Source organism: Lentzea sp. NPDC042327 (genome assembly GCF_040647275.1).
Classification (GTDB): Bacteria; Actinomycetota; Actinomycetes; order Mycobacteriales; family Pseudonocardiaceae; genus Lentzea.
This window is the reverse complement of record NZ_JBEZBX010000009.1, coordinates 288,842-314,591: the sequence shown is the minus strand read 5'-3', so window position 1 is coordinate 314,591 and position 25,750 is coordinate 288,842. Positions and strand designations below refer to the sequence as shown.

The 25,750-nt window shown below is 70.5% G+C and carries 20 protein-coding genes and 1 tRNA gene; 9 read left to right on the top strand and 12 right to left on the bottom strand.

The features are described from left to right. Positions 1-130: 130 nt before the first annotated feature. Together AB0A63_RS24555 and AB0A63_RS24550 are read left to right on the top strand one after the other, a co-directional pair. Complete coding sequence (locus AB0A63_RS24555; protein ID WP_360395491.1) at positions 131-2,005, top strand: acyl-CoA dehydrogenase family protein; 1,875 nt, start codon at positions 131-133, stop codon at positions 2,003-2,005. A 500-nt stretch (positions 2,006-2,505) separates the two neighbouring features. Then, entirely contained in the window at positions 2,506-6,738 is a 4,233-nt protein-coding gene (locus tag AB0A63_RS24550) for a GH92 family glycosyl hydrolase (protein ID WP_360395489.1), read from the top strand. 251 nt (positions 6,739-6,989) lie between these two features. Here AB0A63_RS24550 and AB0A63_RS24545 read toward each other — a convergent pair whose 3' ends face one another. Next, positions 6,990-7,898, bottom strand: coding sequence for a cation diffusion facilitator family transporter (locus AB0A63_RS24545; RefSeq protein ID WP_360395487.1), 909 nt, complete (start codon positions 7,896-7,898; stop codon positions 6,990-6,992). 150 nt (positions 7,899-8,048) lie between these two features. Between AB0A63_RS24545 and AB0A63_RS24540 the strand changes: the two genes are divergently transcribed. Then, positions 8,049-8,123 (top strand) — tRNA-Arg (locus AB0A63_RS24540). Positions 8,124-8,283: 160 nt separating this feature from the next. Continuing rightward, positions 8,284-8,514 (top strand): hypothetical protein, encoded by a 231-nt coding sequence (locus AB0A63_RS24535; RefSeq protein WP_360395485.1) that lies wholly within the window; start codon positions 8,284-8,286, stop codon positions 8,512-8,514. A 277-nt stretch (positions 8,515-8,791) separates the two neighbouring features. Here AB0A63_RS24535 and AB0A63_RS24530 read toward each other — a convergent pair whose 3' ends face one another. Next, complete coding sequence (locus tag AB0A63_RS24530) at positions 8,792-9,205, bottom strand: DUF6292 family protein (RefSeq protein ID WP_360395483.1); 414 nt, start codon at positions 9,203-9,205, stop codon at positions 8,792-8,794. Positions 9,206-9,533: 328 nt separating this feature from the next. Here AB0A63_RS24530 and AB0A63_RS24525 point away from each other — a divergent pair, with 328 nt between their 5' ends. Next, positions 9,534-10,325: a hypothetical protein gene (locus tag AB0A63_RS24525; RefSeq protein ID WP_360395482.1), complete on the top strand. Its 792-nt coding sequence runs from the start codon at positions 9,534-9,536 to the stop codon at positions 10,323-10,325. A 28-nt stretch (positions 10,326-10,353) separates the two neighbouring features. On the opposite strand, the gene AB0A63_RS24520 is transcribed toward AB0A63_RS24525, so the two are convergent. From AB0A63_RS24520 to AB0A63_RS24510, 3 genes are read right to left on the bottom strand one after another with little or no spacing between them, the layout of a single operon-like run. Continuing rightward, complete coding sequence (locus AB0A63_RS24520) at positions 10,354-11,088, bottom strand: hypothetical protein (RefSeq protein ID WP_360395480.1); 735 nt, start codon at positions 11,086-11,088, stop codon at positions 10,354-10,356. Then, positions 11,060-11,392, bottom strand: coding sequence for a hypothetical protein (locus AB0A63_RS24515; RefSeq protein WP_360395478.1), 333 nt, complete (start codon positions 11,390-11,392; stop codon positions 11,060-11,062). The genes AB0A63_RS24520 and AB0A63_RS24515 overlap by 29 nt, the downstream gene beginning before the upstream one ends. A 1-nt stretch (position 11,393) precedes the next feature. After that, the gene (locus AB0A63_RS24510) at positions 11,394-12,233 is read right to left on the bottom strand and encodes a hypothetical protein (RefSeq protein ID WP_360395476.1); all 840 of its coding nucleotides are present in this window, start codon (positions 12,231-12,233) and stop codon (positions 11,394-11,396) included. 349 nt (positions 12,234-12,582) lie between these two features. Between AB0A63_RS24510 and AB0A63_RS24505 the strand changes: the two genes are divergently transcribed. Continuing rightward, positions 12,583-12,792: a hypothetical protein gene (locus AB0A63_RS24505; protein ID WP_360395475.1), complete on the top strand. Its 210-nt coding sequence runs from the start codon at positions 12,583-12,585 to the stop codon at positions 12,790-12,792. A 70-nt stretch (positions 12,793-12,862) separates the two neighbouring features. Here the strand turns inward: AB0A63_RS24505 and AB0A63_RS24500 are convergent, their stop codons facing one another. The 4 genes from AB0A63_RS24500 to AB0A63_RS24485 all read right to left on the bottom strand — a co-directional run bounded on the left by AB0A63_RS24500 (position 12,863) and on the right by AB0A63_RS24485 (position 18,558). Further along, positions 12,863-15,013, bottom strand: a complete 2,151-nt coding sequence (locus tag AB0A63_RS24500) for an esterase-like activity of phytase family protein (protein WP_360395473.1) — start codon at positions 15,011-15,013, stop codon at positions 12,863-12,865. Positions 15,014-15,120: 107 nt separating this feature from the next. Then, positions 15,121-17,877: a TIR domain-containing protein gene (locus AB0A63_RS24495; RefSeq protein WP_360395471.1), complete on the bottom strand. Its 2,757-nt coding sequence runs from the start codon at positions 17,875-17,877 to the stop codon at positions 15,121-15,123. Positions 17,878-17,884: 7 nt separating this feature from the next. Next, a complete protein-coding gene (locus tag AB0A63_RS24490; protein WP_360395469.1) occupies positions 17,885-18,079 on the bottom strand; it encodes a hypothetical protein in 195 nt (64 codons plus the stop codon). After that, positions 18,076-18,558, bottom strand: a complete 483-nt coding sequence (locus tag AB0A63_RS24485) for a MarR family winged helix-turn-helix transcriptional regulator (RefSeq protein ID WP_360395467.1) — start codon at positions 18,556-18,558, stop codon at positions 18,076-18,078. The genes AB0A63_RS24490 and AB0A63_RS24485 overlap by 4 nt, the downstream gene beginning before the upstream one ends. A gap of 64 nt (positions 18,559-18,622) precedes the next feature. On the opposite strand from AB0A63_RS24485, the gene AB0A63_RS24480 reads away from it, so the two are divergent. Beyond that, positions 18,623-20,089, top strand: a complete 1,467-nt coding sequence (locus AB0A63_RS24480) for an LLM class flavin-dependent oxidoreductase (protein ID WP_360395465.1) — start codon at positions 18,623-18,625, stop codon at positions 20,087-20,089. Here the strand turns inward: AB0A63_RS24480 and AB0A63_RS24475 are convergent. Then, positions 20,035-21,438: a HAMP domain-containing sensor histidine kinase gene (locus AB0A63_RS24475; protein WP_360395463.1), complete on the bottom strand. Its 1,404-nt coding sequence runs from the start codon at positions 21,436-21,438 to the stop codon at positions 20,035-20,037. The genes AB0A63_RS24480 and AB0A63_RS24475 overlap by 55 nt on opposite strands. An 8-nt stretch (positions 21,439-21,446) precedes the next feature. Then, positions 21,447-22,112, bottom strand: a complete 666-nt coding sequence (locus tag AB0A63_RS24470; protein WP_360395461.1) for a response regulator transcription factor — start codon at positions 22,110-22,112, stop codon at positions 21,447-21,449. A 152-nt stretch (positions 22,113-22,264) separates the two neighbouring features. Between AB0A63_RS24470 and AB0A63_RS24465 the strand changes: the two genes are divergently transcribed. Continuing rightward, complete coding sequence (locus AB0A63_RS24465; protein WP_360395459.1) at positions 22,265-23,509, top strand: glycosyltransferase; 1,245 nt, start codon at positions 22,265-22,267, stop codon at positions 23,507-23,509. Next, entirely contained in the window at positions 23,506-25,551 is a 2,046-nt protein-coding gene (locus AB0A63_RS24460) for a glycosyltransferase family 39 protein (protein WP_360395457.1), read from the top strand. The genes AB0A63_RS24465 and AB0A63_RS24460 overlap by 4 nt, the downstream gene beginning before the upstream one ends. Here the strand turns inward: AB0A63_RS24460 and AB0A63_RS24455 are convergent. Further along, positions 25,506-25,658, bottom strand: coding sequence for a hypothetical protein (locus AB0A63_RS24455; RefSeq protein ID WP_360395456.1), 153 nt, complete (start codon positions 25,656-25,658; stop codon positions 25,506-25,508). The genes AB0A63_RS24460 and AB0A63_RS24455 overlap by 46 nt on opposite strands. Between the last annotated feature and the right edge of the window lie 92 nt (positions 25,659-25,750).

Sequence of the window (25,750 nt, the reverse complement as noted above, 5' to 3'; positions counted from 1 at the left end):
CTCCTTCGCGGGAGGGGGCGGCCTTTCGCGTTGGCCGTCGGGCCGTTGAGGACCGGCTTTCACCCTCCGGACCGGTGGACATCCGCCTACCCCTGAGTAACGTGGGTCACACCCTTACTCGGAGGTAACCATGACCGTCGACGAGCGCGCGGCCAGACAGGTCGCCGAGCAAGCCCGAGAAACCCGCTGGCAGCGACCGAGCTTCGGCAAAGAGCTCTTCCTCGGCCACTTCCGCGTCGACCTCATCCACCCCCACCCGCAAGGCAGCCGGGAGGACCAGGAGCGCGGCGAGGCGTTCCTCGCGAAGCTCCGGGAGTTCACCGAGGCGCACGTCGACAACGCCGTCATCGAGCGGGACGCGCGGATTCCCGACGACGTGCTCAAGGGGTTGAAGGACCTCGGCGCGTTCGGCATGAAGATCAAGCCGGAGTACGGCGGCGTCGGCCTCACGCAGGTCTACTACAACAAGGCGCTGATGCTCGTCGGCAGCGCCAACCCGGCGATCGGCGCCATGCTGAGCGCGCACCAGTCCATCGGCGTGCCGCAGCCGGTGGCCATGTTCGGCAACGAGGAGCAGAAGCGGGAGTTCCTGCCGCGGTGCGCCAAGGGTGAGATCACCGCGTTCCTGCTCACCGAACCGGACGTCGGCTCCGACCCCGCCCGGCTCGGCACCACCGCTGTGCCCGAGGGCGACGACTACGTGCTCAACGGCGTGAAGCTGTGGACCACCAACGGTGTCGTCGCCGACCTCCTGGTCGTCATGGCGCAGGTGCCCGGCAAGGGCATCACCGCGTTCGTCGTCGAGGCGGACGCCGAGGGCATCACCGTGGAGAACCGCAACGCGTTCATGGGGTTGCGGGGGCTGGAGAACGGCGTCACGCGGTTCCACGACGTGAAGGTGCCCAAGAAGAACGTCATCGGCAAGGAGGGCGCGGGGCTCAAGATCGCGCTCGCCACCCTCAACACCGGCCGGCTCAGCCTGCCCGCCCTCTGCGCGGGCAGCGCCAAGTGGTGCCTCAAGATCGCGCGCGAGTGGAGCACCGAGCGGGTGCAGTGGGGGTTGCCGGTCGGCAGGCACGAGGCCATCGCGGGCAAGATCGCCTACATCGCGGCCACGGCCTACGCGCTGGAAGCGGTGCTGGACCTCAGTTCCGAGCTCGCGGACGCGGGCAGCCACGACATCCGCATCGAGGCCGCGCTGGCGAAGCTCTACGCGTCGGAGAAGGCGTGGCTGGTGGCGGACGAGCTGGTGCAGGTGCGGGGCGGGCGCGGGTACGAGACGGCGGAGAGCCAGGCGGCGCGCGGGGAACGGGGTGTCGCGGCCGAGCAGGTGCTGCGGGACCTGCGGATCAACCGGATCTTCGAGGGCTCCACCGAGATCATGCACCTGCTGATCGCGCGTGAGGCCGTGGACGCGCACCTCAGCGTGGCCGGCGACATCATCGACCCCGACGCCGACCGGCAGGCCAAGGTGAAGGCCGCGGCCAAGGCCGGCGGGTTCTACGCGAAGTGGTTCCCGACGCTGGTCGTCGGCAAGGGGCAGAGCCCGGCGGGCTACGCGGAGTTCGGGCCGCTGGCCAGGCACCTGCGGTTCGTGGAGCGGGCGGCGCGCAAGCTGGCGCGGCAGACGTTCTACGCGATGTCGCGGTGGCAGGGGAAGATGGAGCGCAAGCAGCGGTTCCTCAGCCGGGTCGTGGACATCGGGGCCGAGCTGTTCGCGATCAGCGCGACGTGCGTGCGGGCGGTGCGGGACCAGAACCCGGACGCCCAGCTGCTGGCCGACGCGTTCTGCAAGCAGGCGCGGGTGCGCGTGGACGAGCTGTTCGAGCGGCTGTGGAAGAACACCGACGACACCGACGTCGCGTTGGCCACCCAGGTCATGAACGGCCGGTTCACCTGGCTGGAGGACGGCGTCGTCGACCCGTCCACCCCCGGCAGCTGGATCGCGGACTCGGCGCACCGGGAGTCGACGGCGAAGAACGTCCACCGCCCGACTCCGCGCTGAGCCGTCCGTCCGTTGCTGCACGGGGCAGGTTGGTGGTGCGGGCGCGGCACCTGCCCCGTGCACGGCCGGTAGGGGGCTACGTCCCCCGCATCCCCCTACCGGCTCCCCTTGCATCGGAAGGACACAACACCCTCCAGGAGGAGGTCCTGGTAACGCTAAGCCACAAACAGCAGTTCACGGATACGGCAAATGAGTGAATTACCAGGTGAGGCACCCTCAACTACTCTCAGAGAGTAACTTCGAAGACCAATTCACGAGCGGTCCTCGGTCCCGTCGCGACCACGGACGCCACCGCGGCCCGTTCGAACCGTCCGCCCCGCACACCGTGAGAGCGATCCCAGCACCGGTCGCTGCGCGGGCCGCCGCCGGTTCGGTCACCGTGTCGCGCGGGAGAGGACAGGTTCGAGGACAAGTTCCGCCCCGCGCCTTGACAACGATGTCAGGTGCAGAAACGCTGCCTCGCGAACGGGGTAGGCAAGGCGGCGGCGGGAAGGGTTGCAATGAGGCAACTGGGGAAGAGACGGACAACCACTCTGTTGAGCGTCGCGATCACTGCGACACTGGTGTGCGGCGTCACCAACGGCTACGCGGCCGCCGCACCAGAGGAGTCGGGAGTGGGCTTTTCGTCGTCCTTTGAGGACGGTCAACCGCAACCAGCGTGGGCGAACGCGGTCGAGACCGACGCGGCGGGCAATCCCAAGGCGTCCGGCGTGATCGGTTCCGACGGCTCGGGCATCCCCGGCAACGTCTCCGACGAGGTGCTGGAGGTCAAGGCCAACGGTGAGAACGCGGACTCGGGCGAGGTGAAGGAGAACCTCGTCGACGGCAGCGTCAACACCAAGTGGCTGGTCTTCGCCACCACCGGGTGGGCGTCGTTCCGCTTCGCCGAGGCGCAGACGATCCGCAGGTACGCGCTCTCGTCGGCCAACGACTCCCCCGAGCGCGACCCGAAGAACTGGACCCTGCAGGGGTCGGACAACGGCACCGACTGGACCGTCGTCGACACCCGCACCGGTGAGGCGTTCGCCGAGCGCTTCCAGACCAAGACCTACGACATCGCGGTGCCCAAGGCGTTCACGCACTACAAGCTCGACATCACGCTGAACAACGGCTCCACGAACATCGTGCAGCTCGCCGAGGTGCAGCTCTCCGACGGTTCCACCACCCCGCCGCCGCCGAACATGCGCAGCGTGGTCGGCAACGGCCCCACGGGCGGCTACGCGGCCAAGGCGCGGGTCGGCTGGACGGGCGTGAAGTCGTTCCGCTTCCAGGGCCGTCACACCGCCGAGGGCCGGGCCTACAGCTACAACAAGGTCTTCGACGTCGACGTGAAGGTCGAGCCGCGGACCGAGCTGTCGTACATGATCTTCCCGGACTTCGTGACGGACAACCTGAGCTACCCGAGCACGTACTCGTCGGTGGACCTGGCGTTCTCCGACGGCACCTACCTGAGCGACCTCGGGGCGGTGGACCGGCACGGCGCGGTGCTGTCGCCGCAGGGCCAGGGCGCGGGCAAGTTCCTCTACACCAACCAGTGGAACAAGGTCGCCTCGACGATCGGCGCGGTCGCGGCCGGCAAGACGATCAAGCGGGTGCTGGTCGCCTACGACGGTCCGAAGGGCCCGACGGAGTTCGGCGCCTGGGTCGACGACATCCGCATCGGCGACGTCGTCGAGAAGCAGTACGCGAAGCCGTCGGACTACGTGCTGACCACGCGCGGCACGAACTCGAACGGCTCGTTCTCGCGCGGCAACAACTTCCCGGCCACCGCGGTGCCGCACGGCTTCAACTTCTGGACCCCGATGACCAACGCGGGCTCCACGTCGTGGCTGTACGAGTACCAGCAGCGCAACAACGCGCAGAACCTGCCGACGCTGCAGGCGTTCACGGCCTCGCACGAGCCGAGCCCGTGGATGGGTGACCGGCAGACGTTCCAGGTCATGCCGTCGGACAAGGCGCCGACGCAGGACCGCGCGCTGCGGGCGCTGCCGTTCAAGCACGACAACGAGGTCGCGAAGGCGCACTACTACGGCGTGACCTTCGAGAACGGCCTGAAGGCCGAGATCGCGCCGACCGACCACGCAGCGGTCTTCCGGTTCACGTTCCCGGACCAGGGCGAGAAGAACCTCGTGTTCGACAACGTGAACAACCTCGGCGGCCTGACCCTCGACCCGGCCAACGGCGTCGTCACGGGCTTCTCGGACGTCAAGAGCGGCCTCTCCACGGGCGCCTCGCGCCTGTTCGTCTACGGCGAGGTCGACAAGGCCGTGACGGCGAGCGGGAAGCTCACCGGCGCCGGCAGGGACGCGGTCGGCGGCTACTTCTCGTTCGCCGACAAGACCGTGCAGCTGCGCATCGCCACGTCGCTGATCTCCGTCGACCAGGCGAAGTCGAACCTGCGGCAGGAGGTCGGCGGCTCCGACACGTTCGAGTCGGTCCGCGACCGCGCGCAGAACGCGTGGGACGAGGTGCTCGGCATCCTCAGCGTCGAGGGCGCGTCCGAGGACCAGCTGATCACCACGTACTCCAACATGTACCGGCTCTACCTCTACCCGAACTCGGGCTTCGAGAAGGTCGGCGACAAGGTCCAGTACGCATCCCCGGTGGCGCCCGCGACCGGTCCCTCGACGCCGACGCGGACCGGCGCGAAGATCGTGGACGGCAAGATCTACGTCAACAACGGCTTCTGGGACACCTACCGCACGACCTGGCCCGCCTACAGCCTCTTCACGCCGTCCAAGGCGGGTGAGATGGCCGAGGGCTTCGTCCAGCAGTACAAGGACGGCGGCTGGATCTCGCGCTGGTCCTCCCCCGGCTACGCCGACCTGATGACCGGCACGAGCTCCGACGTGGCGTTCGCGGACGCCTACCTCAAGGGCGTGGGCAACTTCGACGTCAAGGCCGCCTACGAGGCCGCGGTGAAGAACGCGTCGGTGGTGCCGCCGAGCAGCGGTGTCGGCCGCAAGGGCATGGACCGGTCGATCTTCCTCGGCTGGACCGGCAACGACCAGCTGCACGAGGCGTGGTCGTGGGCGATCGAGGGCTACCTCAACGACTACGGCATCGCGCAGATGGCGAAGGCGCTGCACGAGAAGACCGGTGAGAAGCGGTACCTGGAGGAGCACGAGTACTTCCTCAACCGCTCCCTCAACTACGTGCTGACGTTCGACAAGAGGATCGACTTCTTCCAGGGCCGCAACGTCGACGGGTCGTGGCGCGTCGAGGACCCGGCGAAGTACAACCCGCAGGACTGGCGCTACGACTACACCGAGACGAACGGCTGGAACATGGCGTTCACGGTGCCGCACGACGGGCAGGGTCTCGCGAACCTGTACGGCGGGCGGGACGCGCTGGCGAAGAAGCTCGACCAGTTCTTCACCCTGCCGGAGACCGCGAAGTTCCCCGGCGGCTACGGCGGCGTCATCCACGAGATGATCGAGGCGCGGGACGTGCGGATGGGCCAGTACGGCCACTCCAACCAGCCCTCGCACCACATCGCCTACATGTACGACTACGCCGGTCAGCCCGCGCGGACGGCGGAGAAGGTGCGCGAGATCATGGCGCGCCTGTACGTCGGCAGCCAGGAGGGCCAGGGTTACGCCGGCGACGAGGACAACGGCGAGATGTCCGCGTGGTACCTGTTCTCCGCGCTGGGCTTCTACCCGCTGCAGATGGGCAAGCCGGCCTACGCGATCGGCTCGCCGCAGTTCACCAAGGCGACGGTGAACCTGGAGAACGGCAAGAAGCTGGTGGTCAACGCGCCCAAGAACAGCGCGAAGAACATCTACGTGCAGGGCGTCAAGGTCAACGGCAAGCCGTGGAACAAGACCTCCCTGCCGCACGACGTCCTCGCGGCCGGCGCGACGATCGACTTCGACATGGGCCCCGCCCCGTCGAAGTGGGGCACGGGCGCCGACGACGCACCCGAGTCGATCACCAAGGGCACCGAGGTCGCCACGCCGCTGCGCGACGTCTCCACCGGCCTGTCGGTGGCCGCGTTGTCGGACAACAACTCCGCGACCTCCGCGACGGTCCGCACGGTCGACCTCAAGCCCGCCGACGCCAAGGAGAAGGCGGAGTTCTACACGCTGACCAACGCGAAGACCGGCGCCTCGCCCTCGTCGTGGGAGCTGAAGGCCTCCTACGACGGCAAGACCTGGGCGACCGTCGACAAGCGCAGCGGTGAGAACTTCCAGTGGCAGCAGTACACCCGGTCGTTCAAGATCGCCTCACCGGGCCGGTACGCGTTCTACCGCCTGGAGTTCAGCGGCGACGTGGCGCTGGCGGAGTTCGAGCTGCTGTCGAAGCCGCTGCGGGCCGCCACCACCACGGTGACCGGCACGGTCAGCGGCCCGCTGCAGGTCAGCGGTGTGACCCAGGTGGACGGAGCGACGATCAGCGGCCCGGTGACCGTCGCCCGCGGCGCCACGCTGTACGTGTTCGGCGGCGAGATCAAGGGCCCGCTGTCGGCCGCGGACGCCGCGTCCGTGGTCCTGGTGGGCACCAGGGTCAGCGGCCCGGTCTCGGTGAACGGCTCCTCGGCCGAGGTGGCCGTCGAGAACACGGCGGTCGGCGGCCCGGTGTCGCTGACGGGCAACAGGGCGGGCTCCGTGGTGGCGTTCTCGACCGTCGGCGGACCGTTGTCCTGCACGGGCAACACCCCGGCGCCGGTCAACAACGGCTTCCCGAACGACGTCAAGGGGCCGAAGGCAGGACAGTGCGCTGGGCTGTAACGCCCAACTGATCGGGAAAGGCCGCGTTCCGTCACGGAGCGCGGCCTTTCCCGTTCACCTGAACGGATCTTTCCGGTGCGGTAGGTTGTCCGGTGGGATCTTGGCAAACCGTTGGTGTTACTGGGGAGGTCGCTGTGGTGCCGTTCGCCCAAGGCAGGACGTGGGTTTCGGTACCCGAACAGCGCAGGCCCGTTCCGTCACGAACCGGCATCGCATCGACGAAGGACTTCGTGCGCTCCCTGCCGGTCAGCTCACCAGGAAAGCTCGCGGCACCGCTGCGCTGACGAGCCGCCCTCGACCTGCAGCGTGGCGTGCTCGATGTGGTACTCGGTCTTGAGGAGCACCTGCGCGGCCTTGAGGACGTCCTCGTGATCGGCGTCCTCGGCCGTCGTGAGGTGCGCCGAGGCCACCTCCATGCCGCTGGTGAGCGTCCACACGTGCAGGTCGTGCGCTTCGACCACCCCGGGCAGCTGAGCCAGCGCCGCCTGCACCTCGGTGACGTCCAACCGCTCCGGCGCGTGCTGGAACAGGATGTGCAGCGCGTTCTTGGCCAGCGAGTACGTCCGCGGCAGCACCCACACGCCGATCAGCACACCCATGATCGGGTCGGCGTACCTCCACCCGGTCGTGATGGTGACCAGCGCGCTGACCAGCACACCGACCGACCCGATGAGGTCCGCCAGCACCTCCAGGTAGGCGCCCCGGACGTTGATGCTCTCCTTCGCGCCCTCCCTGAGCACGCTGAAGGACACGAGGTTGGCCGCAAGACCGAGGCTCGCCGCGATGAGCACCGGCCACCCCGCCACCGCCGGCGGGTCCTGGAACCGCCCCACGGCCTCGTAGATCACGTACCCGGCCACGCCGAACAGCAGCACCGCGTTGGCCAGCGCCGCGAGCACCTCGGCCCGGTAGAACCCGAACGTGCGGTTCTTCCCCGCCTTGGCCCTGCGCGCCACCATGATCGCCGCGAGCGCCATCCCGACCCCGAGCACGTCGGTGAGCATGTGGGCGGCATCGGAGATGAGCGCCAGCGAGGACGTCGCGAACCCCACGACGAACTCCACCACCATGAAGACCGCGCCGATCCCGAACGCGACCCACAGCCTGCCGGCGTGCCGCCCACTCGCGGACGCCGATCCGTGCCCATGCCCGTGACCCATGTTCGGAACATATAGCGACATGCGCATGAGTGCAATCCGGCGTATTCCTGACCTGGGACGGACGTGACGGACACCACCCGACGGGAGTTCATGGGGGGTGGGTGCGCAGGGGTGGTGCGGGCGTGCGCTAGGATCTTCCGTGTTGGTAGCGCCCCCGTAGCTCAGGGGATAGAGCACCGCCCTCCGGAGGCGGGTGCGCAGGTTCGAATCCTGCCGGGGGCACCACGAAGACGGGAACAAGGTCAGCCGTAGCTGGCGATCTTGTTCCCATTTTTGTTCGCGCTGGTCACGGCGCTGCTGAGCATCGTCGAGCGATGGCGCAGCGAGCGAGGACCGGCCGAACGAACCCGGACACGTGCACGCATCACGCGCAGTGTCGTGAGCCATGCCGGAAGAACAAGGCGGCCCCGCGCTGGAACCCACGTTGTCCGAATGGCTCAAGGCACGCAAGGAGACGGCCGGCCACCTGGCGACGGGTGCTCCTCGGACCGTGGACGACAACTGGGTGCAGCGGCTCGCCGATTTGCTGGCGACCGAACGGTCGTGGCAGGACCAGTACACGGACCTGGTCGGGCTCGGCAGCCCGGACGGCCGCTTCCCGTCCTCGAACCGCTGAGCACACCGACGACGTCGTCCTGGTGGAGTGTCACCGCGATCGTCGCCCAGCACGCTCCAGTGCAGTGCGGACAGATCGGCGGGCGGCACGACGCGGGTGTGGCGATGGCGCGGGTTCAGCGCACCGGCCTCCACGAAGTCCACAGTGGATTCACCCACCACGTCGTCGTGAAGCGGGTCGGCGACGGCGATCCGGAGTGATCGACTGAAAACAGTGGTTTGTTCCCAAAACCGTGACCCACCATTCGGCGCGAACTCCGGGTCGCAGTCGTGCAGCGTCAGGGCGCGTAGCGCGCCATGCACTCGGCGAGGTCCGACCAGCCCAGCGGCCGAGCTGCCGGCACCGGCAACCGACCGCCACCGGGCCGCGTCATGGACTCGGCCACCAGCCCGGCCACCGCCTCGGGAGCCTGCACGACGTCGCCGGCAAGCCGGGCGAGCACGATCAACGGCTCCGTGGGACCGGTCTCGATCGACACCGCCCATCCCTGCGTCGCACTCCAGACGAGCATGACATCGCGGTTCGGATGTGCCACCGCACGGCAGCCCAGCGCGATGTAGGCCGTGGCGGTGTCGGTGACCTCGAAGCTGACACCGTCGCGCGGCACGGAGAGCACCTCGGCGACCTTGAACACGTAACGCTCAAGGGCTCCGGACAGCAAATGCGTACCCTCTGACGTGGTGACCACCATGCTGACCCGTCTTCTTCCTCAGATCGCTGCGGAGCCGCGACCGAGCGCATGCAGACCGCGGAGGTGACGAAGCGAGTGGACAGGCCGATCAACGACCCTGCACCCACACTGTAACCGAGGCAAAGCCGAGCAGGCGCTGCCCGGACCGGTGCACCATGCTGACGCCCGAACCGTGGACGGCAGTGGCTGCCGCCGTGATGATGCTGGCCTCAAGCACATCTCCGCGGCTCAGCACCGCCTCCCGTTGCCCGGGAACTGGCAGGATGTGGTGCGGGGAGTCGTGCTCGTCGGACGCGCGTTCCCCTTGCCGGCCCGAGGATTGGACGCAATGACACGCTCGTCGGTGTTCACGTTCCAGTACATCGCCATCGACACGGAGGCCGGTGTCACGCCGGAGGAGTTCGAGGCCTTCGTGCGTGCTGAGGGCGTTCACCTGCCCCTGTACCCGGGGTGGCGGTGGACGCTGTTGCGCGGGTTGCGCGGAGAGCGGACCGGGCAGTACCTGATGTTGTACGAGATCGAGAGCGCCGAGCAGCGCGACCGCTACGTCACGGCCAGGGGTGAGCAGACCGAGCAGGCGCGGCAGTTCTGGGCGCGGCACCCCGAGGCGGAGGCCGTGCTGGCGCGGTGGCGGCGGCTGGGCACGTACGGCGAACTGCCGACGTTGTTCACCGACTACCGGCTGCTGGCCGACAACCCGCGGAGCACCGTCACGCCCGGCCCCCGCTACCGCGACCGCCCCGGCGAGGAGCCCGTCGCCAGGGTCGTCGGGATCCACAACCTGGCGTTGCGCGCCGGCGTGACCGAGGAGGTGTTCGACCGCTTCATCGCCGAGAACCACCACCGGATCGACGACTACCCGGACTGGCGGTTCCACGTGCTCAAGGGCGAGCGGGGCAACCGCCTCGACCAGTACGTGATGATGATGGAGATCGCGAGCCTCGACGCGCTGGACGTCTTCTACCCCGAGCCCGACATCGCCACCGGCGAGGCCGCGGAGTTCGCGGCCGCCCACCGCGACACCAAGCAGATGTACGAGGAGTGGAAGCAGCTGGCCTCGTTCTCGGGCTCGCCGCAGATCTACACGGACTACCTCGCCGTCGCGGAGAACCCGGCGTAGCACCGCACGACCGGAGCGGGCCGGCCGCTCACGTGACCAGCCCGTCGTAGGGGATGCGCTCGACCCGGTTGCCGTCGTGCAGCTGCCGGGTGAGCAGTTCGCGTTCTCTGAGCTGCTGCCCGAACGTCGCCACCGGCCCGTCGTCCGCCGCCGGGTCGTCCTGCGCCGCGTCGTCGGGTGCCTCATCCGGCTCCGCGGGTTCTTCCTGCTCCTCGCTCCCCGGCTCCTCGTGCTCGGCGCTCGGCGGTGCTTCCGGTGGCTGAGCGGGGTGGTCCGCCTCGTCCGGCACGCCGACCGGGTCCGGCGCGAGGGCCAGCCGGTCGAGCTTCTCCGCCTGCTCCACGAGGAACTGCTTGAGCTCGGCGGCCTTGGTGTCGTGCAGCGCCTGCAAATGCCGCTGCTGGTCTTCATCTTTGTCGTAGGCCGCCCAGAGGTGCCGGAGCTCGTGGACGAACGTGCTGTGCTCGCCGATCCGTTCGCTGACCGCCCTGTGGACGTCCAGCGCGGCACGCCACTGCCCGGCCAGCTCGTCGCGGCGGCGGAGGTAGCCATCCCGCGCCGCGCTCGACCAGTGCGTGGTGTCGATGCCCCGGACGCGTTCGGCGGCGTCCTCCAGCGGCTCGCGCTGGGCCGCGCTCGACTCGGCGACGAGGCGGAGCCTGCTCGGGCTTCCCGGCGCCTGCTCCGGAACCCCCGGGCCAACGGGCCGGCCGTGCCCGGCGGTCTCCTCGCCGTCAGACGAGCCCGGAGTTCCCTCGATCAAGCGCGTCACCTGCTCTCACCGAGCTGAGCCGCTGGGCGACGACGTCGTCCAGCCTGCGGTAGTTGTCCGCGGTCTCCTGCAAGAGCGCCGCCACGCGGTCGGTGCGCGCGCACAGGCGGTCCCTCGCCGCGATCAGGCTCCGCTGGTAGACGTCGACCGCGGCGCGCAGCGGGTCGTCGTCGGGCCAGCGTTCGGTGTCCACACCGAACTTCCACGCGACGTGGCCGCGCACGTCGTCCGCGAGGCCGCGGAACTGCCGCCCCGCCGCGTCCAGCTCACCGAGGTCGACCGAGAACCCGTTCACCTCAGGCCTCCTTGTTCCGCATTTCGTTCCTGAGTCGTGCGACGTCCTGTCCCGTCCAGTGCAGGTGCCGATGTCCGCCGAGGATCGGGTTCAGCGACAAACCGACTTCGGGATAGGGCTCCAGCAGTTCCAGCAGCACCCGCCCCGGCTCCCTCCCCCACCTCCGGGAAGGGTCGGTGAACTCCTCGAACCGCTCCCGGCTCGTGAAAACCGGCAGCTGCTCGTGGCGTTCCGTTCTGACGGTCACCAGGCAACCGGACGACCCGACCTCGAAGAACAGCTCCATCCGCGGGAGCAGCCGTTCGATTCCCTTCACAGCCGCTGTGTTCGCGTCCCACAGCAAATCATCGACGATGTCCGCCGGAACTTCAATTCTGATTCCGGCGACGCCGGACTTCGCATACAGGCGCTCGGCGCGGACCTCCGACTCGACCAGCTCCTCCGGCATCGGCGGCTTGGGCGTGCGCTGCAGCTGCGCCCAAATCTCCTTCACGCGCTCGGCCAGCTTCGTCTGGTGGGTGTTCCTGGCCCAGCCGCGCTGCTGCTGCCCGCGTTTGCGCTGTTCGAGCAGCAGGAGGCGATCACGGCAGTTCAGCGGGTTCATCTCGGCGTCACGGGGGATGTTGCACGCGTACCGGAGCACCTCGCGGGCCACGGTGTCGTAGGGCAGGGCATCGATCGCCCGGCCGACGTGCCAGTGCAGCTTGACGAGCACGACGAAGTCGTCGTCGTCCGGATCGATGTGCAACGACGCCCCGAGCGTGGTCTGCCGGACGTGGGCGATGCCCTGGCCGCGCAAACCCAGCTTCTTGTGCAGGGACGACTCGGTGAGAACCGCCATCGAGAACTCCTCGGCGAACACGCGAAGGCCGGTGGGGAGCGAAATCCTAGCCGATCTTCGCACGATCCACTCGGCGACACCTGTTCCACTCGGCCGGTGTCCGAAAAGTGGTCAGGGAAGTGGGCGTGAACTGGTCACGACTGCGCGAAGTTGCCGAGAACTTGCCGATCTCGAACACAACTTCTCACCAAGTTGCCGAGCGCGGAACGAAGTTGTCCATCAGTTGTGCAGAAGATTTCGGCAACATTCCGCACCCGTTGCCCAAGCGCTTTCAGAAGTAGGCGTGAGCTGCTTATTCGTGTATTCAGTTGAGGTGTCAGAACGGGGCTGTTCGGCCAGGGAGGAACCGATGGCGACGAAGAAGAATGACGAGAAGGACCCCACCTCATGGCCGGCCCTGGTGCACCGGCTGACGAGGAGCTGGTCGGCGCTGCTGAGGTTCCTGGTCACGCTGGCCGTCATCGCGCTGCTGGCGGGCGCCACGTGGTGGGCACTCGACCTCGGTTCGATCGAGCTCGGACCGGTCGTGGTCCACGGGACTCCGCTGCCGGCGGCCTGACCCGCGGCGTTGAACGCGGAAGGGCCGTCACCGCACCCGGTGACGGCCCTTCTGCCACGTGCGCGAACGCTCAGACGCGGCCGAGCCGCAGGAACACCGACTCGCCCGGAGCGTCGTCCACCCCGTCGTTGTCCACCACGCCGACCAGCCGCCGCAACGGCCACGTCCCGACCACCGCGAGGCCTTCGGGCTTGTCGTGCACCGCGGCACCGTCGGCCGCGAGTGCCGGCAGCAGGTCGCGGACCAGCGTCTTCGACACCACCGGCTTGGGTGCGCCGGCGGCCGCGGGGGTGAGGCGGCCGATGTCGACGCGGTAGACCTTCTTCACCCGTGCCGCGTCGCCGCGCTGGTTGTCGCGTTCCAGCACCAGCAGCGTGCGGGGGTCCAGCGCGGTCACCTCGGACAGGCCGATCCACGTGCCGGGTGACGCGGCGTCCAGCGGGTAGGCCGCGAACGCCCACTCGCCGGTGGCCGGGGTGTAGCGGGCGAGGGTGGCCTGGCCGGGCCGGTCGGCCTTCCATTCGCGTTGGACGGCGAGCCAGACCTGTTCGGAGGAGCCGGTGCCGATGGCCGTCACGCCTTCGAAGCCGTTGCCCGTCGCCGTGGCGGCCACGGCGGCGGGCAACGGGACCTCGCGCACCACGGCACCGGAGGCGGCGACCTCCACCAGCAGGTTCGGCGACTTCTTGCCGTCGCCCTCCACGGCGAGCCAGTAGCCGCCACCGGCACGAGCGGCGATGCCCTCGCCGTCGTAGCCGGCGGCGACACCGTCCTTCGTCAGCACGAGCTCCCGGCGGACGCGGGCCGGAACGGCGAGGGTGTCGATCGTCAGGACGCGGGTCGGGGTGTACGCGGAGTCGGTCACGGCGACCACGTCGCACGCGTTGCCGGGGATGCCGGAGAGGCCGGACAGGGCGCCGAAGCCGATGCCGTCGGAGACGATCGACGGGGTGCCCCGGTTGTGGGCCAGCGAGACGGCGAGCGGGGTGCGGGTCAGCCGGTAGCCGGTCAGGGACGAGCGGATGCCGTCCGAGTCCTCCTCCGCGGCGACCACGAGGGTGCCGGTCGCGGGGATCGGCAGCAGGCCCTCCGGGGCGACACCGGTCGGAAGGGCTTGCAGGAAGCGGGGTTCGCGGGGGTTGTTGACGTCGTAGACGGCGACGAGGTTGGCGCGTTCCAGGCCCACGAACGCGTACCGGTCGCGGCCGAACGTGGCCACGGCCAGGCCCTCCGGTTCGACGCCCTTGTTGTCGGAGCGGCCGTCCGGGTACTGGCCCTGCCTGATCGCGATCCGGTCGAGGGCGTTGCCGGAGGAGAAGACGACCTGGCCGGTGCCGGCGTCGAAGATCGTCCACGTGCGGGAGCCGCCGCGGTAGTCACCCTCGTCGGCGGTCGCGAGAGTGTTGTCGTCGAGCCACGCGACGGCGTCCGGTTCACGGGCGGCGGTGATGGTCTCGGTGGGCGAGATGCGGCCATCGTTCTCGGTGTCGACGCCGGCGACGGTGGCGGTGCCCGCGGAGAAGTGGCGCAGGACCCGGCCGGAGCGCAGGCCGACGACCGCGATGTGGTTGTTCTCCTGCAACGTCACGGCCACCTCGTTGCGGCCGTTGATGCTCACGTACTCGGGCTCGGGGTCGGACGGGGCGACCTCGGCGAGACCGGTCAGCTCAACCTTGCGCAGCTTCCACGCCGCCGGGGCGCCGACCAGGTCGACGACGGTGAGGAAACCAGCGGGCAGCTGCGGGATCTCGCCATCGTCGAGGTCCTCGTCGCGCTCGTTCTCGATCGCGATGGCGGCGTACCGGCCGTCCTTCGAGATGTCGATCGAGTCGGGCTGGCCGCCGAGCTCGTGGGTGGCCACGACCGTGCGCCGCGCCAGGTCGACGACGACCAGCACGCCGGACGGCTCGGTGTACGACTTCGAGGTGTTCACGGCGACGAGCGCGAGGGTGCCGACGACGTCGACCGACGTGGGCTCGCCCGGCATCGGCAGGACGCCGTCCGGGGTGATCCCGCGACCTGGCTTGGCGAACCCGATCCGGCGCGCGGGCGAGTCGGTGTAGACGACGAGGGCGCCGTCCGCGGTGGCGGCGGCGATCTCGGCGGCGGTGTGCTCGGCCGCGGAGCTGTTGCGGAACACCGGCATCGTGTCGAAGCGCTGGAAACGCGCCGGTGCCGCCGCCGCGGCGGGCGCGGCCGTCACCAGCAACAGCAAGGCCACCAGGCCTGTGCACAACCGGACCACTGGTCCTCCTCGGAGAGGTCGGGAGGCGCGCAGTGTGAACGGGTGAGGCGTCGGCGGGGTGAACACCGGCTGATCCGCAGGGATCAGCAGGGCTGCCGGTAGGGCAGGTCGTCCGGCATCAGCCGGCGCCACTGCGTCTCGGACATCGGCTCGCCCACGCCGGTGCACAGGCCGCGCAACGCCGAGGGCATGTCGAGGTCCCAGATGCCGACAGCGCCGTGCTCGGTCGGCAGGGCGAGCTTGTCGTTGCCCACGAAGGCGACCTCGGCGGTGGCGTTCCCGCCGAGGTGGAAGATCAGCGCCGGGGTGAGCGCGTCGTCGGCGAGGTCGTAGACGCGGATGGTGCGGTCGCGGCCGATGGTGGCGACGCGGGAACCGTCTGGGCTCACCGCGACGGCGTTGAGGTCACCGGTGTCGGCAAGCACGGCCCTAGGCACGAACACGTCGCCGTCGAGGCGCCAGATCCGCAGGGAACCGTCACGGGCGGCCGTGGCGACGACGGAGTTGTCCCTGCTCGTGACGACCTGCTGGATCTGGTACGTGTGACCGGCGGCGGAGGAGACGGACTGCCGCCTGGTCAGGTCCCACAGCTCCAGTTCCGTGGAGTTGAACCCGGCGGCCGCGACGCGCTGGTCGGACAGGAACGCGACCGCCCAGGCCACCAGCGGCAGCCGGGTGACCCGGTCCTGCCCGACGTCGTGGAGCCGCACGGCGTCGAAGAGACCGTTGACGGCGAACGTGCGGCTGTCGGGGCTGAACGCGATGTCGGTCGCCGTGGCCATGCCCGGCCATCGGCGCAGTGGTGCCAGGTCGTCGCGCAGGTCGAGCACCTGGACTGCGTCCTCGTCAGCGGTCGCGAGGTAGTGGCCGTCCCGGCTGAACCCCACTGCGGTGTCCTGCAGCGCGGGCCGGGTGGCGAGGAGCTTCGGCCGCAGCGGGTCGGTGACGTCCCACAGGTGCAGGGTCTCGCCGCCGACACCGGCGAGCATCCGGCCGTCGGCACTGACGGCCAGGCCGGTGACCTTGCCGGCGTGGCCTGCCAACGCCGTCGCGGCACGGCGTTCACGGGGGTCTGCGGTGTGCCAGAGGCGGACCGTGCCGCCCAACGCCGAGCCTTCGCCGCGAGATCCGGCGTTGGCGCCCGCGGAGGCGACCGCGATGGCAGTGCCGTCGGGGCTGAACTGCACCGCGTCGGAGTTGCGGGAGTCCCAGTCCGGCATCGGCAGCTCCGCGACGAGCGCGGACGGCCCGGCCACGTCCCAGATCTCGACGAGCCCGTCGGTGCCCACGGCGGCGACCTGGTCGCGTGCACCGAAAGCGACGTGCTCGACCCGGTCGGTGCCACCGGGTCGGTGCAGGACAACGGGGTTGCTGCCGTCGGCGGCCGAGACGCGCACCTCGGTCTCGGCGCGCACGACCACCCGCTTGCCGTCCGGGGAGAGGTCGAACCGCTGCACGGCACCGATCTCAGCGAGCCGGCGGGGTGCGCGCGGGTCGGCGACGTCCCACAGGCGCACGGTCGACTCGTAGCCGCCGGACATCGTGGCGAGCACGGTGCCGGTCACCGGGAAGCGCACGTCGAACCGCAGCGGGTCCTCGGTCTCGACCTGCTGCCGGGACAGCTCGGTCCGCGACGCCGCGTCCCACAGCCGCAGCGTGCCGTCGTCGGCCGCGCTCGCGACGACCTTGCCGTCCGGGGAGAAGCCGACGGACGTCACGGTGTCCCGGTGACCGGAGAGGACACCTGCCTTCGACGGTGCGCGGGGGTTGCCGATGTCCCACAGCTGCACCTCTTCTGCGTGCGCGACGGCCAGCAGCCCGGTGTCGCGGTCGATCGCGACGGAGGAGATCGCGCGCCTCGTGTCCAGCGACCACTCGGCCTGCAAGGTCAGGGTTTCCGTGTCGTAGAGCCAGATGTGCGAGATGACCTCGGGGTGCGGGCCCACCTTCGCGCTGCCCGACCTCGCCAGTGCGAGCAGGCGGCCGTCGGGGCTGTGGGTCAGCGCGCTGACCTCGGCGTGCACCTCGCGGGCGATCTCCCGGCCGGCGACCACCGCCGACGCCACCTGCGGTGTGGGTTTCAGGTGGTGCGCCGCGGCGATCAGCTGGCGGGCGAGGCCCGGCTGGGAGTCCCGGATGGTCGCCGCCTCGGCCACCAACCGGTCGGCCAGGGCGGTGTTGCGCTGGTCAACGGCCGTGGACCGCTGCACGAACGCGACGCCGGCCGCTACGAGGGCCAGCACGGTGAGCACCACCAGCCCGGTGACCGAGAAGCGGCGGAACCGCCGTGCGGTGCGGTGCTGCTCGACGTCCTCGCCGATCAGCTCGTCCTTGTCGCGGCCCTGCAACGCCGCCGACAGCGTGGCCATCGCGTCGAGGAACTCGGGGCTGCGCAGGTCGGGGGCGCCGCTGAGGTTGATCCACGACGGTTCCTCGGTGAAGTGGCCGCGCAGCACCTCCGGCAGCGCCGTGGTCCGCTCCCAGTCGAAGTCCCCGTCGCCCCAGACGACGTCGCCGCCGGTGAGCACGATCAGGATCGGCCGGCGGGGCTCGTACCGCAGCCAGTGCTCGACCTCGCGGCGCACCCACACCGACTGCGCGGACCCCGGTGACGCCAGCAGGACCAGGCACCGGGACGAGTCGAGCGCCTCCTCGATGCTCGGCCACAGCCCCTCCGACGCGGGCAGGCTGCGCCGGTCGCAGAACACCCGCACCGCGCGCGGCCGCAGCCAGGGCCGGGCGAACCGGTGCAGGCCGTCGCGCACCGCGGGTCCGAGCGACCCGTCCGCGGCGTGGTTGTAGGAGATGAACGCGTCGTACTTCGCCACGTCGTTCCGCACCGAACAACTAGAGCAGATCCACGCTCGAAAAAAACAGCAAACCGATGAACCCGACGATCACGAACACCCACGCGCCGGTCGTCCACAGCCAGAACCCGCTGTGCCCGTCCCGCCTCCGCACCGCCACCGCGGCCAGCCCACCGGCCACCGCCACCAGCAGTGCGATGCCGACGTACACCACCTTCGCGAGGTCGGGGCTCACGGCGTGCTCGCCGCGATGTCCTGCACGACCTGGCACGCGCTCGGCACGGGGTCGAGCGAGTTCACGTGCCCGGCCAACCGGCACAGCAGCCGCTTGAACGTCTCCCTCTCCTCTTCCGGCAACGCCGACAGCACGTGCGCCTCGGCGTGCCGCAGCCGCCGGTCGAGGTCCTCCAGGCGTGCGCGGCCGGCGTCCGTCGCCACCACCAGGCGCGTGCGGCGGTCGGTCGGGGCGGGCCTGCGGGTGACCAGCGCGGCGCGTTCGAGGTCGTCGAGGAGGTACGTCATGACCGTGCGGTCGATGCCCAGCTGCTGGCACAGCGCGGACTGGCTCTCCGGCCGGTCGCGGGTCGCGGCGGTGAGGACCTGGTAGCCGCGGTGGCCGCCGGGCAGGTCGCCGACCGCAGCGCCGGTGGCCTTGACGTAGGCGCGGAAGACCACGCCGAGGGTCCAGCCGAAGTCTTCGTCGAGAGCGGTCACCCGACCAATGCTAGCCCGAACAGAACGTCTGCTCAGCAGAACATCTGTATGGCATACTTTCGGCATGACAGAGTATGGCCACCCGCTTGAGTTCGGTGTCTTCCTGCCGCCCACCGCCGAGCGGTTCTCGGACACGTTGCGCCTCGCCCAGGCCGCTGACGTGCTCGGACTCGACCTGGTCAGCCTTCAGGACCACCCGTACAACGCGACGCACCTCGACACGTGGACGTCGTTGTCGGTCATCGCCGCGGCGACCAGCAACGTGCGCGTGTTCCCCAACGTCGCGAATCTCCCGCTCAGGCCACCGGCCGTCCTTGCGCGTGCGGCCGCGAGTCTCGACCTCATCACCGGTGGGCGCGTGGAGCTCGGGCTTGGCGCGGGGGCGTTCTGGGACGCCATCGCCGCCATGGACGGGCCGCACCGCACGCCGCCGCAGTCGGTCGAGGCGCTCGAAGAGGCCATCGGGGTGATCAGGGCGCTGTGGACGCCGGGACGCGGGGTTCACCTGCACGGCAAGCACTACTCGCTGAACGGTGCGCGGCCGGGTCCGTTCCCCGCGCACGACATCGGCATCTGGGTGGGCGCCTACAAGAAGCGGATGCTGCAGCTGACCGGGCGCCTGGCCGACGGGTGGCTGCCGTCGAGCCCGTACGCACCGCCCGAGCGGCTCGGCGCGATGAACCGGGTCATCGACGACGCCGCCGTCGCCGCCGGCCGCTCCCCCGCCGCGATCCGCCGGCTCTACAACATCACGGGCGACCTCACCGCCGAGCAGCTCGCCGGCCTGGCGCTGGAGCACGGCATCAGCGGCTTCGTCCTCATGGTCGAGGCCGACGGCGACGAGGAGCTGCGCCGGTTCGCCGAGGAGGTCGCGCCCGCGGTGCGGGAGCTGGTCGCGGGCGAACGCAGGCCGGCCCCGCAGGTGGCCGACAGCCTCGGCGTCACCCCGACGCCGGACGACGGCACGCGGCTCTCGCGGGAGCGGCTGTGGGACGAGGGCGCACGTCCGACCAGCCCCGCGCCGCAGGGCGACTCCGTCTACACCGCGGCCGGCAAGGCCATGGGCCGGCAGTTGATCGACGTGCACGACCACCTGCGCGAGGAGCTGGCGAAGGTCCGCTCGCTGGTGCAGCAGGTCGCGAGCGGCACGCTCGACGTCGGCCGGGCGCGGTCGGAGATCAACACGATGACCATGCGCCAGAACAACTGGACGATGGGCGCGTACTGCGAGAGTTACTGCCGTCTGGTCACCGTGCACCACACGCTCGAAGACCGGACGCTCTACCCGCAGCTGCGCAGAGGCGATGAACGTCTTGGGCCCGTGCTCGACCGCCTGAGCGAAGAACACCGTGTCATCCACGACGTGCTTGAACGCGTGGACGCCGCATTGGTCGCGACGGTCGCCGATCCGCACAAGATCGTGGAGCTGCAAGCAGCGGTCGACGTGCTGACGGACACGCTGCTGTCCCACCTGTCCTACGAGGAACGCGAGCTCGTCGAACCCATGGCGCGCATACCGTTGCGCCACTGACGGCGAACCTGGTGCCGCTGTGGCGGCAGCTCGACGCGGACCGAGGCGCCACGGCCGTTGGGCACGAACCGGACCGATCCGCCGTGCACGGCGACGATGTCCGCCACGATCGCGAGTCCCAGGCCGGAACCGGGCAGGCGCCGGGCGTCGGGCGCGCGCCAGAACCGTTCGAACGCGGCGGACCGGTGCTCCACGGGCAGGCCGGGGCCCTCGTCGGTGACCGTGAGCCAGCCCGGCCGCGACCGCACGGTGATCATGGACCCGGCCGGTGCGAACTTCACCGCGTTGTCCAGCAGGTTCAGCACGCTGCGCTCCAACGCGGCCGCGTCACCGAGCACCGACCACTCCGCGCGTTCGACGTCGAAGACGTGCTCGTGGGCCCGGCTGCGGGCGCGCCGGACCGCCCGGTCGACGACGCCGGAGACCTCGACCGGTTCGCGCGCCAGCTCGCGTTCGTCGCGGGCGAGCACCACCAGCTCGTTGACCAGGTCGCCGAACTCGCGGCTCTGCGCCTGCACCCGGTCCAGCACCTCAGCGCGGCCGGGCAGCTCGCGGCCGGTGCGCTCGGCGCGGACCAGCAGGTCGATGTTGGTGCGCAGGCTCGTCAACGGCGTGCGCAGCTCGTGCGCGGCGTCGTTGACCAGGTCGCGCTGGCGGCGGCGGGACTCGGCGAGCGCGGTGGTCATCGCGGTGAACGCCCGGCCCAGGCGGCCCACCTCGTCCTGGCCGGAGACGGTGACCGGCGTGGTCAGGTCCTCGGTGCGGGCTATGTGCTCGGCCGTCTCCGTGAGGCGTTCCATCGGTGCGAGCGCGCGCCTCGTGAGCCACAAACCGCCGGCGGCGACCAGCAACGCGCCGAGCACGGCGACGCTCGCGAGCACACCGGCCAGCGTGGTGAGGGTGCTGTCGATCTCGGCGAGGCTCCGGCTGAGCACCAGGACGGTGCCGTTGTCCAGCGGTTGCAGCAGCACCCGCGCCGCCGTGCCGGACCGGGTCACGCCGTCGCGGAACGTCGTGGACAGCGCCTGGAGGTCGGCGGCGGTCGTGACGACCGGGTCGACGCCGGGCGGTGCGCAGCTCGTGCCGTCCGGGCGGAGCTCCTGGATGCCCTGGAGCACCTGCTGCAACCCCTCGCCCGGTACGCCCTCGTCGCAGCGCAGCTTGAAGAACCGGACCTCGCCCGGCCGCTGCGGGAGCCGCACCGGTGGCGGCAGGCTCGCCACCAGCGACTTGTCGAGCTCGGAGCGCAGGTTGTGCTCGGTGACCACCCACGTGACGACGCTGATGCCCGCTATCGCGACCGCGACCACGCACGCGGTGATGACCGCGAGCTTGCTCCGCAGCAGCACCGGGCCCCTCACAGCGACTCGCGCAGGATGAAACCCAGGCCGCGCACGGTGTGCAGCAGCCGCGACCGGCCACCGGCCTCCGTCTTGCGGCGCAGGTAGCCGATGTACACGTCGAGGTTGTTGGTGCCCTGGTCGTGGCCCCACACCGCGTGCTTGAGGTGCTGCTTGGTGAGCAGCCGCCCCGGATCGGCGAGGAACACCGCGAGCAGGTCGAACTCGGTCGGCGTCAGGTCGAGCCGGGTGCCGCCGCGGCAGACCGCGCGTTCGACCGGGTCCATCCGCAGGTCGGCGAACTGCAGCAGCGACGGCTCCGCGCGGTGGCGGTTCTGCTTGAGCAACGCGCGCACGCGGGCCAGCAGCTCCTCCAGCGCGAACGGCTTGACGAGGTAGTCGTCGGCACCGGCGTCCAACCCGGTCACCTTGTCCCCCAACGCGTCACGTGCGGTCAGCATCAGCACCGGCAGCCGCTCGCCGGCCGCGCGCAACCGGCGGCACGCCTCCGAGCCGTCGACGTTCGGCATCATCAGGTCGAGGATCGCCAGGTCGATCCCGCTCAGCCGGCGCAGCGCCTCCGCCCCGTCCGCGGCCGTGGTGACGTCGTAGCCCTCGAACTCCAGGCTGCGCCGCAGGCTGTCCCGCACGTCCGGGTCGTCGTCCACCACCAGCAGTCGCATGGCGGTGACGGTAGGGCCGCGACCTGTGAGCCCGCTGTGTGAGCACGCGGGCTCTCACGAACCTCTCAGCAGAAGCCAAGGACGTTCTCACGACCGCACCAGAACCCTGGAACGGGAACGACGCAACGTGTCCACAGTGGAACGGAGAGCAGATGGCGGTCAGCGGGGCGCCAGCCGCGGTGCGGCGCCGTGACGACAGGACCACGACGACCGTGGACATCATGATCCCCGTCCACAACGAGGAACGCGCGCTACCGGGGTGCGTCGAGGTGCTGCACGGGTTCCTGCGCGAGCAGTTCCCGTTCGACTGGTCGATCGTGGTCGTCGACAACGCGAGCACCGACGCGACCCTGGCCACGGCGCACGACCTGGCCGCGCGGTTCGACCGGGTGCGCGTGCACCACCTCGACCGCAAGGGCCGGGGACGCGCGCTGAAGGAGGCGTGGGGAGCGAGTGAGGCGGCCGTCGTCGTCTACATGGACGTCGACCTGTCCACCGGTCTCGACGGGCTGCTGCCGCTGGTCGCGCCGCTGGTCAACGGCCACTCCGACCTCGCGATCGGCTCACGGCTGGCACCGGGTTCGCGCACCGTGCGCGGGCCGCGGCGCGAGATCGTGTCGCGCGGCTACAACGCGTTGGTGCGGCTCACGCACGGCGCCCGGTTCAGCGACGCCCAGTGCGGGTTCAAGGCGGCACGGCTGGAGGTGGTCCGGCCGTTGCTCGAACGGGCCGGCGACGACGCGTGGTTCTTCGACACCGAGCTGCTGCTCCTGGCCGAGCACAACGGTTTGCGGGTGCACGAGGTGCCGGTGGACTGGGTCGAGGACGTGGACAGCCGGGTCGACGTGCTCGGCACCGCGCTCGACGACGTGAAGGGGCTCATCCGGGTGGCGAGGGCCAAGGCCAACGGCACCGCGCGCGTGCCGGACCTGCCGCGGCGCCCGGAGCCGCGGGCGATCCACCCCGACGCGGTGCTCAGCCGCAGCGAGGGCGGGCTGTCCTGGCAGGTGCTGTCGTTCGCGGTGATCGGCGTGGTCTCCACGCTCGCGAACCTGGCGCTGTACGGCGTCTTCCGCACGTGGTGGCCGGTGCTGACGGCGAACCTGCTGGCGCTCGTGATCACCACCCTGGTCAACACGGAGGCCAACCGGCGCTTCACGTTCACCGCCCGCAACACCGCCCGCGGCCGGACGCACCTGCAGGGCCTCGTGGTGTTCGGCCTGTACTACGCGTTCACGTCGGCCGCGCTGCTCGTGCTGCACGCGGCCACCCCCGACCCGTCCCGGCTGCTGGAGCTGGCGGTGCTGCTCGGCTCGTCGGCGCTCGGCACGGCGGGACGCTTCTTCCTGCTGCGGAGCTGGGTGTTCCGCCGGGACGACCGAAAGGAACCAGCATGACCGCCACTGCCGAGGTGGCCGCACCCGCCGCCACGCCCGCGGACACCCGTCCGGCGCGCTGGCCTGCCTGGGCGCTCGCGGCGATCTGCGCGGTCGCCGGTGCGCTGTACGCGTGGCGGATCGGCGCGGGCCAGGTGGGCAACTCCTACTACGCGGCCGCAGCCAAGTCGATGTCGACGTCGTTCACGAACTTCCTGTTCGGCTCGTTCGACCCGGCCGGCGTGGTGACCGTCGACAAGCCGCCGATGGCGCTGTGGCCGCAGGCGGTCTCCGTGTGGCTCTTCGGGTTCCACGGCTGGGCGGTGCTGCTGCCGCAGGTCGTCGAGGGCGTCGCGGCGGTGTTCCTGCTGCACCGGACGGTCCGGCGGTGGGCGGGCGAGCACGTGGCGCTGCTCGCGGCGTTGATCTTCGCGCTGACGCCGGTCACCGTGGCGATCAACCGCGACAACAACCCGGACACGCTGCTGGTGCTGACGCTCGTCGCGGCGGCCTACGCGCTCACGCGGTCGGTGCAGGCCGGCGAGAGCCGGGTGCGAACGACGTGGTTGCTGTGGTGCGCCTTCTTCATCGGCTGCGGGTTCCTGACGAAGATGCTGCAGGCGTGGATCGTGGTGCCGGGCTTCGCGCTGGCGTACCTGGTGGCGACGGGCTCACCGCTGAAGCGGCGGGTCGCCGACCTCCTGGGCGCCGGGGTGGTGCTGGTCGTGTCGTCGTTCTGGTGGGTGGCGCTGCACGCGTTCTGGCCGGGGTCCAAGCCGTACATCGGCGGGTCCACCGACGGCGGCGCGTGGGACCTGATCATCGGCTACAACGGCCTGGGCCGGGTGTTCGGCGGCTCCGGCAACCGCGGTGGCGGTGGCGAGCGGATGATCGGGACGCCGCCGGCGGGGGTGGAGGTCGCCGGTCCCGGTGGCGGCGCGATGTTCGGCGGTCAGGCGGGCGTCACCCGCATGTTCGACAACGCGGTCGGCGGGCAGATCTCGTGGCTGCTGCCGTTGAGCCTGCTCGTGCTGGTCGCGGTCGCCGCCGGCGGGGTGCTGCGGCGGCGGCGCGAGGTGCCGGGTGACGCGGCCGAGCGCGCGGGCTGGTTCCTGTGGGGCAGCTGGCTGCTCGTGACGATGGCGGTGTTCAGCTTCGCGCAGGGCATCTTCCACCCGTACTACACGACGATGCTGGCACCGGCCGTCGCCGCGATCAGCGCCGCGGGGCTGGTGATGTTCTGGCGGGCCAGGAGCGTCGTGCGGTTCCTGCTGCCGGTCTCGGTCGTGCTCACGGCGGCCTGGGCGTTCGTGGTGGTCTCGCGGGACACGTCGTGGCACGGATGGGCGCGTTGGGCGGTCGTCGGGGTGGCCGCGGTGGCGGTCGTCGTGCTGCTGGCAGGGCTGCGCCGGACCGGGCTGGTCGCGGCGGTGGTGGCGGTGCTGCTGGTGCCGGCCGTGTGGTCCACCGCGACGGCGGCGACCGCGACGGACAACGGGGTGATGCCCGCGGCCGGACCGGCTGACGGTGGTGGGCAGTTCTTCCGCGACGGGCCGGTGCCAGGTGGGCAGGCTCCCGGCCAGCTGCCGGGTGGGCAGACGCCTGGCCAGATGCCGCCGAACGGGACCCGGCAGGCGCCTGACGGTCGTGCTGACCGCGGCCAGCAGATGCGCGGCCCCGGCCCCGGCAGTCGTGAGCTCACCGAGGAACAGCGCAAGATCCTGGCCTATGCCAAGGAGAACAGCGGTGGCGCCGCGATCACCCTGGCCGTCGCGGGCTCGGCGCAGGCGGCGGCGCCGTTCATCATGGGCTCCGACGAGGTGGTGATCGGCATGGGCGGGTTCTCCGGTTCGGACGACGCGCCGTCGGTCGACCAGCTCCAGGCCTGGGTGAGCGGGGGCAGGCTGAAGTTCGTGCTCGGCAACGGGGGCGGCATGGGCATGCGCGGTCCCGGCGGCACGGACAACGGCCGCCAGGAGTGGATCACGCAGCACTGCTCCGCCGTCGATCCGTCGCTCTACGGCGGCAGCTCCGCGCAGACGTTGCTGGAGTGCAAGGCGTAGCCCGTCCCTTCGTCCGGTTCGTCCCGCTCGGCCTCGCCGGGGCCCGCCTCCGCGGGGCCGAGCGCGTGCCGGATCTGCTCCTGGCTGGCACCGAACATGAAGCACATGCCCGCGACGCTAGGGGGCGGCGCGGGCCGTCGGCTTCTCGATTCCTGCCCGGTTCGTCCCGGCTCGGGGCAACTCCGGTGGAACGGCCGGC

What these genes read in the sequence shown, in the direction of transcription:
- AB0A63_RS24555 (WP_360395491.1), top strand. Translation starts at nt 131, where the DNA reads ATGACCGTCGACGAGCGCGCGGCCAGACAGGTCGCCGAGCAAGCCCGA.
- AB0A63_RS24550 (WP_360395489.1), top strand. Translation starts at nt 2,506, where the DNA reads ATGAGGCAACTGGGGAAGAGACGGACAACCACTCTGTTGAGCGTCGCG.
- AB0A63_RS24545 (WP_360395487.1), bottom strand. Translation starts at nt 7,898, where the DNA reads ATGGGTCACGGGCATGGGCACGGATCGGCGTCCGCGAGTGGGCGGCAC.
- AB0A63_RS24535 (WP_360395485.1), top strand. Translation starts at nt 8,284, where the DNA reads ATGCCGGAAGAACAAGGCGGCCCCGCGCTGGAACCCACGTTGTCCGAA.
- AB0A63_RS24530 (WP_360395483.1), bottom strand. Translation starts at nt 9,205, where the DNA reads ATGGTGGTCACCACGTCAGAGGGTACGCATTTGCTGTCCGGAGCCCTT.
- AB0A63_RS24525 (WP_360395482.1), top strand. Translation starts at nt 9,534, where the DNA reads ATGACACGCTCGTCGGTGTTCACGTTCCAGTACATCGCCATCGACACG.
- AB0A63_RS24510 (WP_360395476.1), bottom strand. Translation starts at nt 12,233, where the DNA reads ATGGCGGTTCTCACCGAGTCGTCCCTGCACAAGAAGCTGGGTTTGCGC.
- AB0A63_RS24505 (WP_360395475.1), top strand. Translation starts at nt 12,583, where the DNA reads ATGGCGACGAAGAAGAATGACGAGAAGGACCCCACCTCATGGCCGGCC.
- AB0A63_RS24480 (WP_360395465.1), top strand. Translation starts at nt 18,623, where the DNA reads ATGACAGAGTATGGCCACCCGCTTGAGTTCGGTGTCTTCCTGCCGCCC.
- AB0A63_RS24470 (WP_360395461.1), bottom strand. Translation starts at nt 22,112, where the DNA reads ATGCGACTGCTGGTGGTGGACGACGACCCGGACGTGCGGGACAGCCTG.
- AB0A63_RS24465 (WP_360395459.1), top strand. Translation starts at nt 22,265, where the DNA reads ATGGCGGTCAGCGGGGCGCCAGCCGCGGTGCGGCGCCGTGACGACAGG.
- AB0A63_RS24460 (WP_360395457.1), top strand. Translation starts at nt 23,506, where the DNA reads ATGACCGCCACTGCCGAGGTGGCCGCACCCGCCGCCACGCCCGCGGAC.
- AB0A63_RS24455 (WP_360395456.1), bottom strand. Translation starts at nt 25,658, where the DNA reads ATGTGCTTCATGTTCGGTGCCAGCCAGGAGCAGATCCGGCACGCGCTC.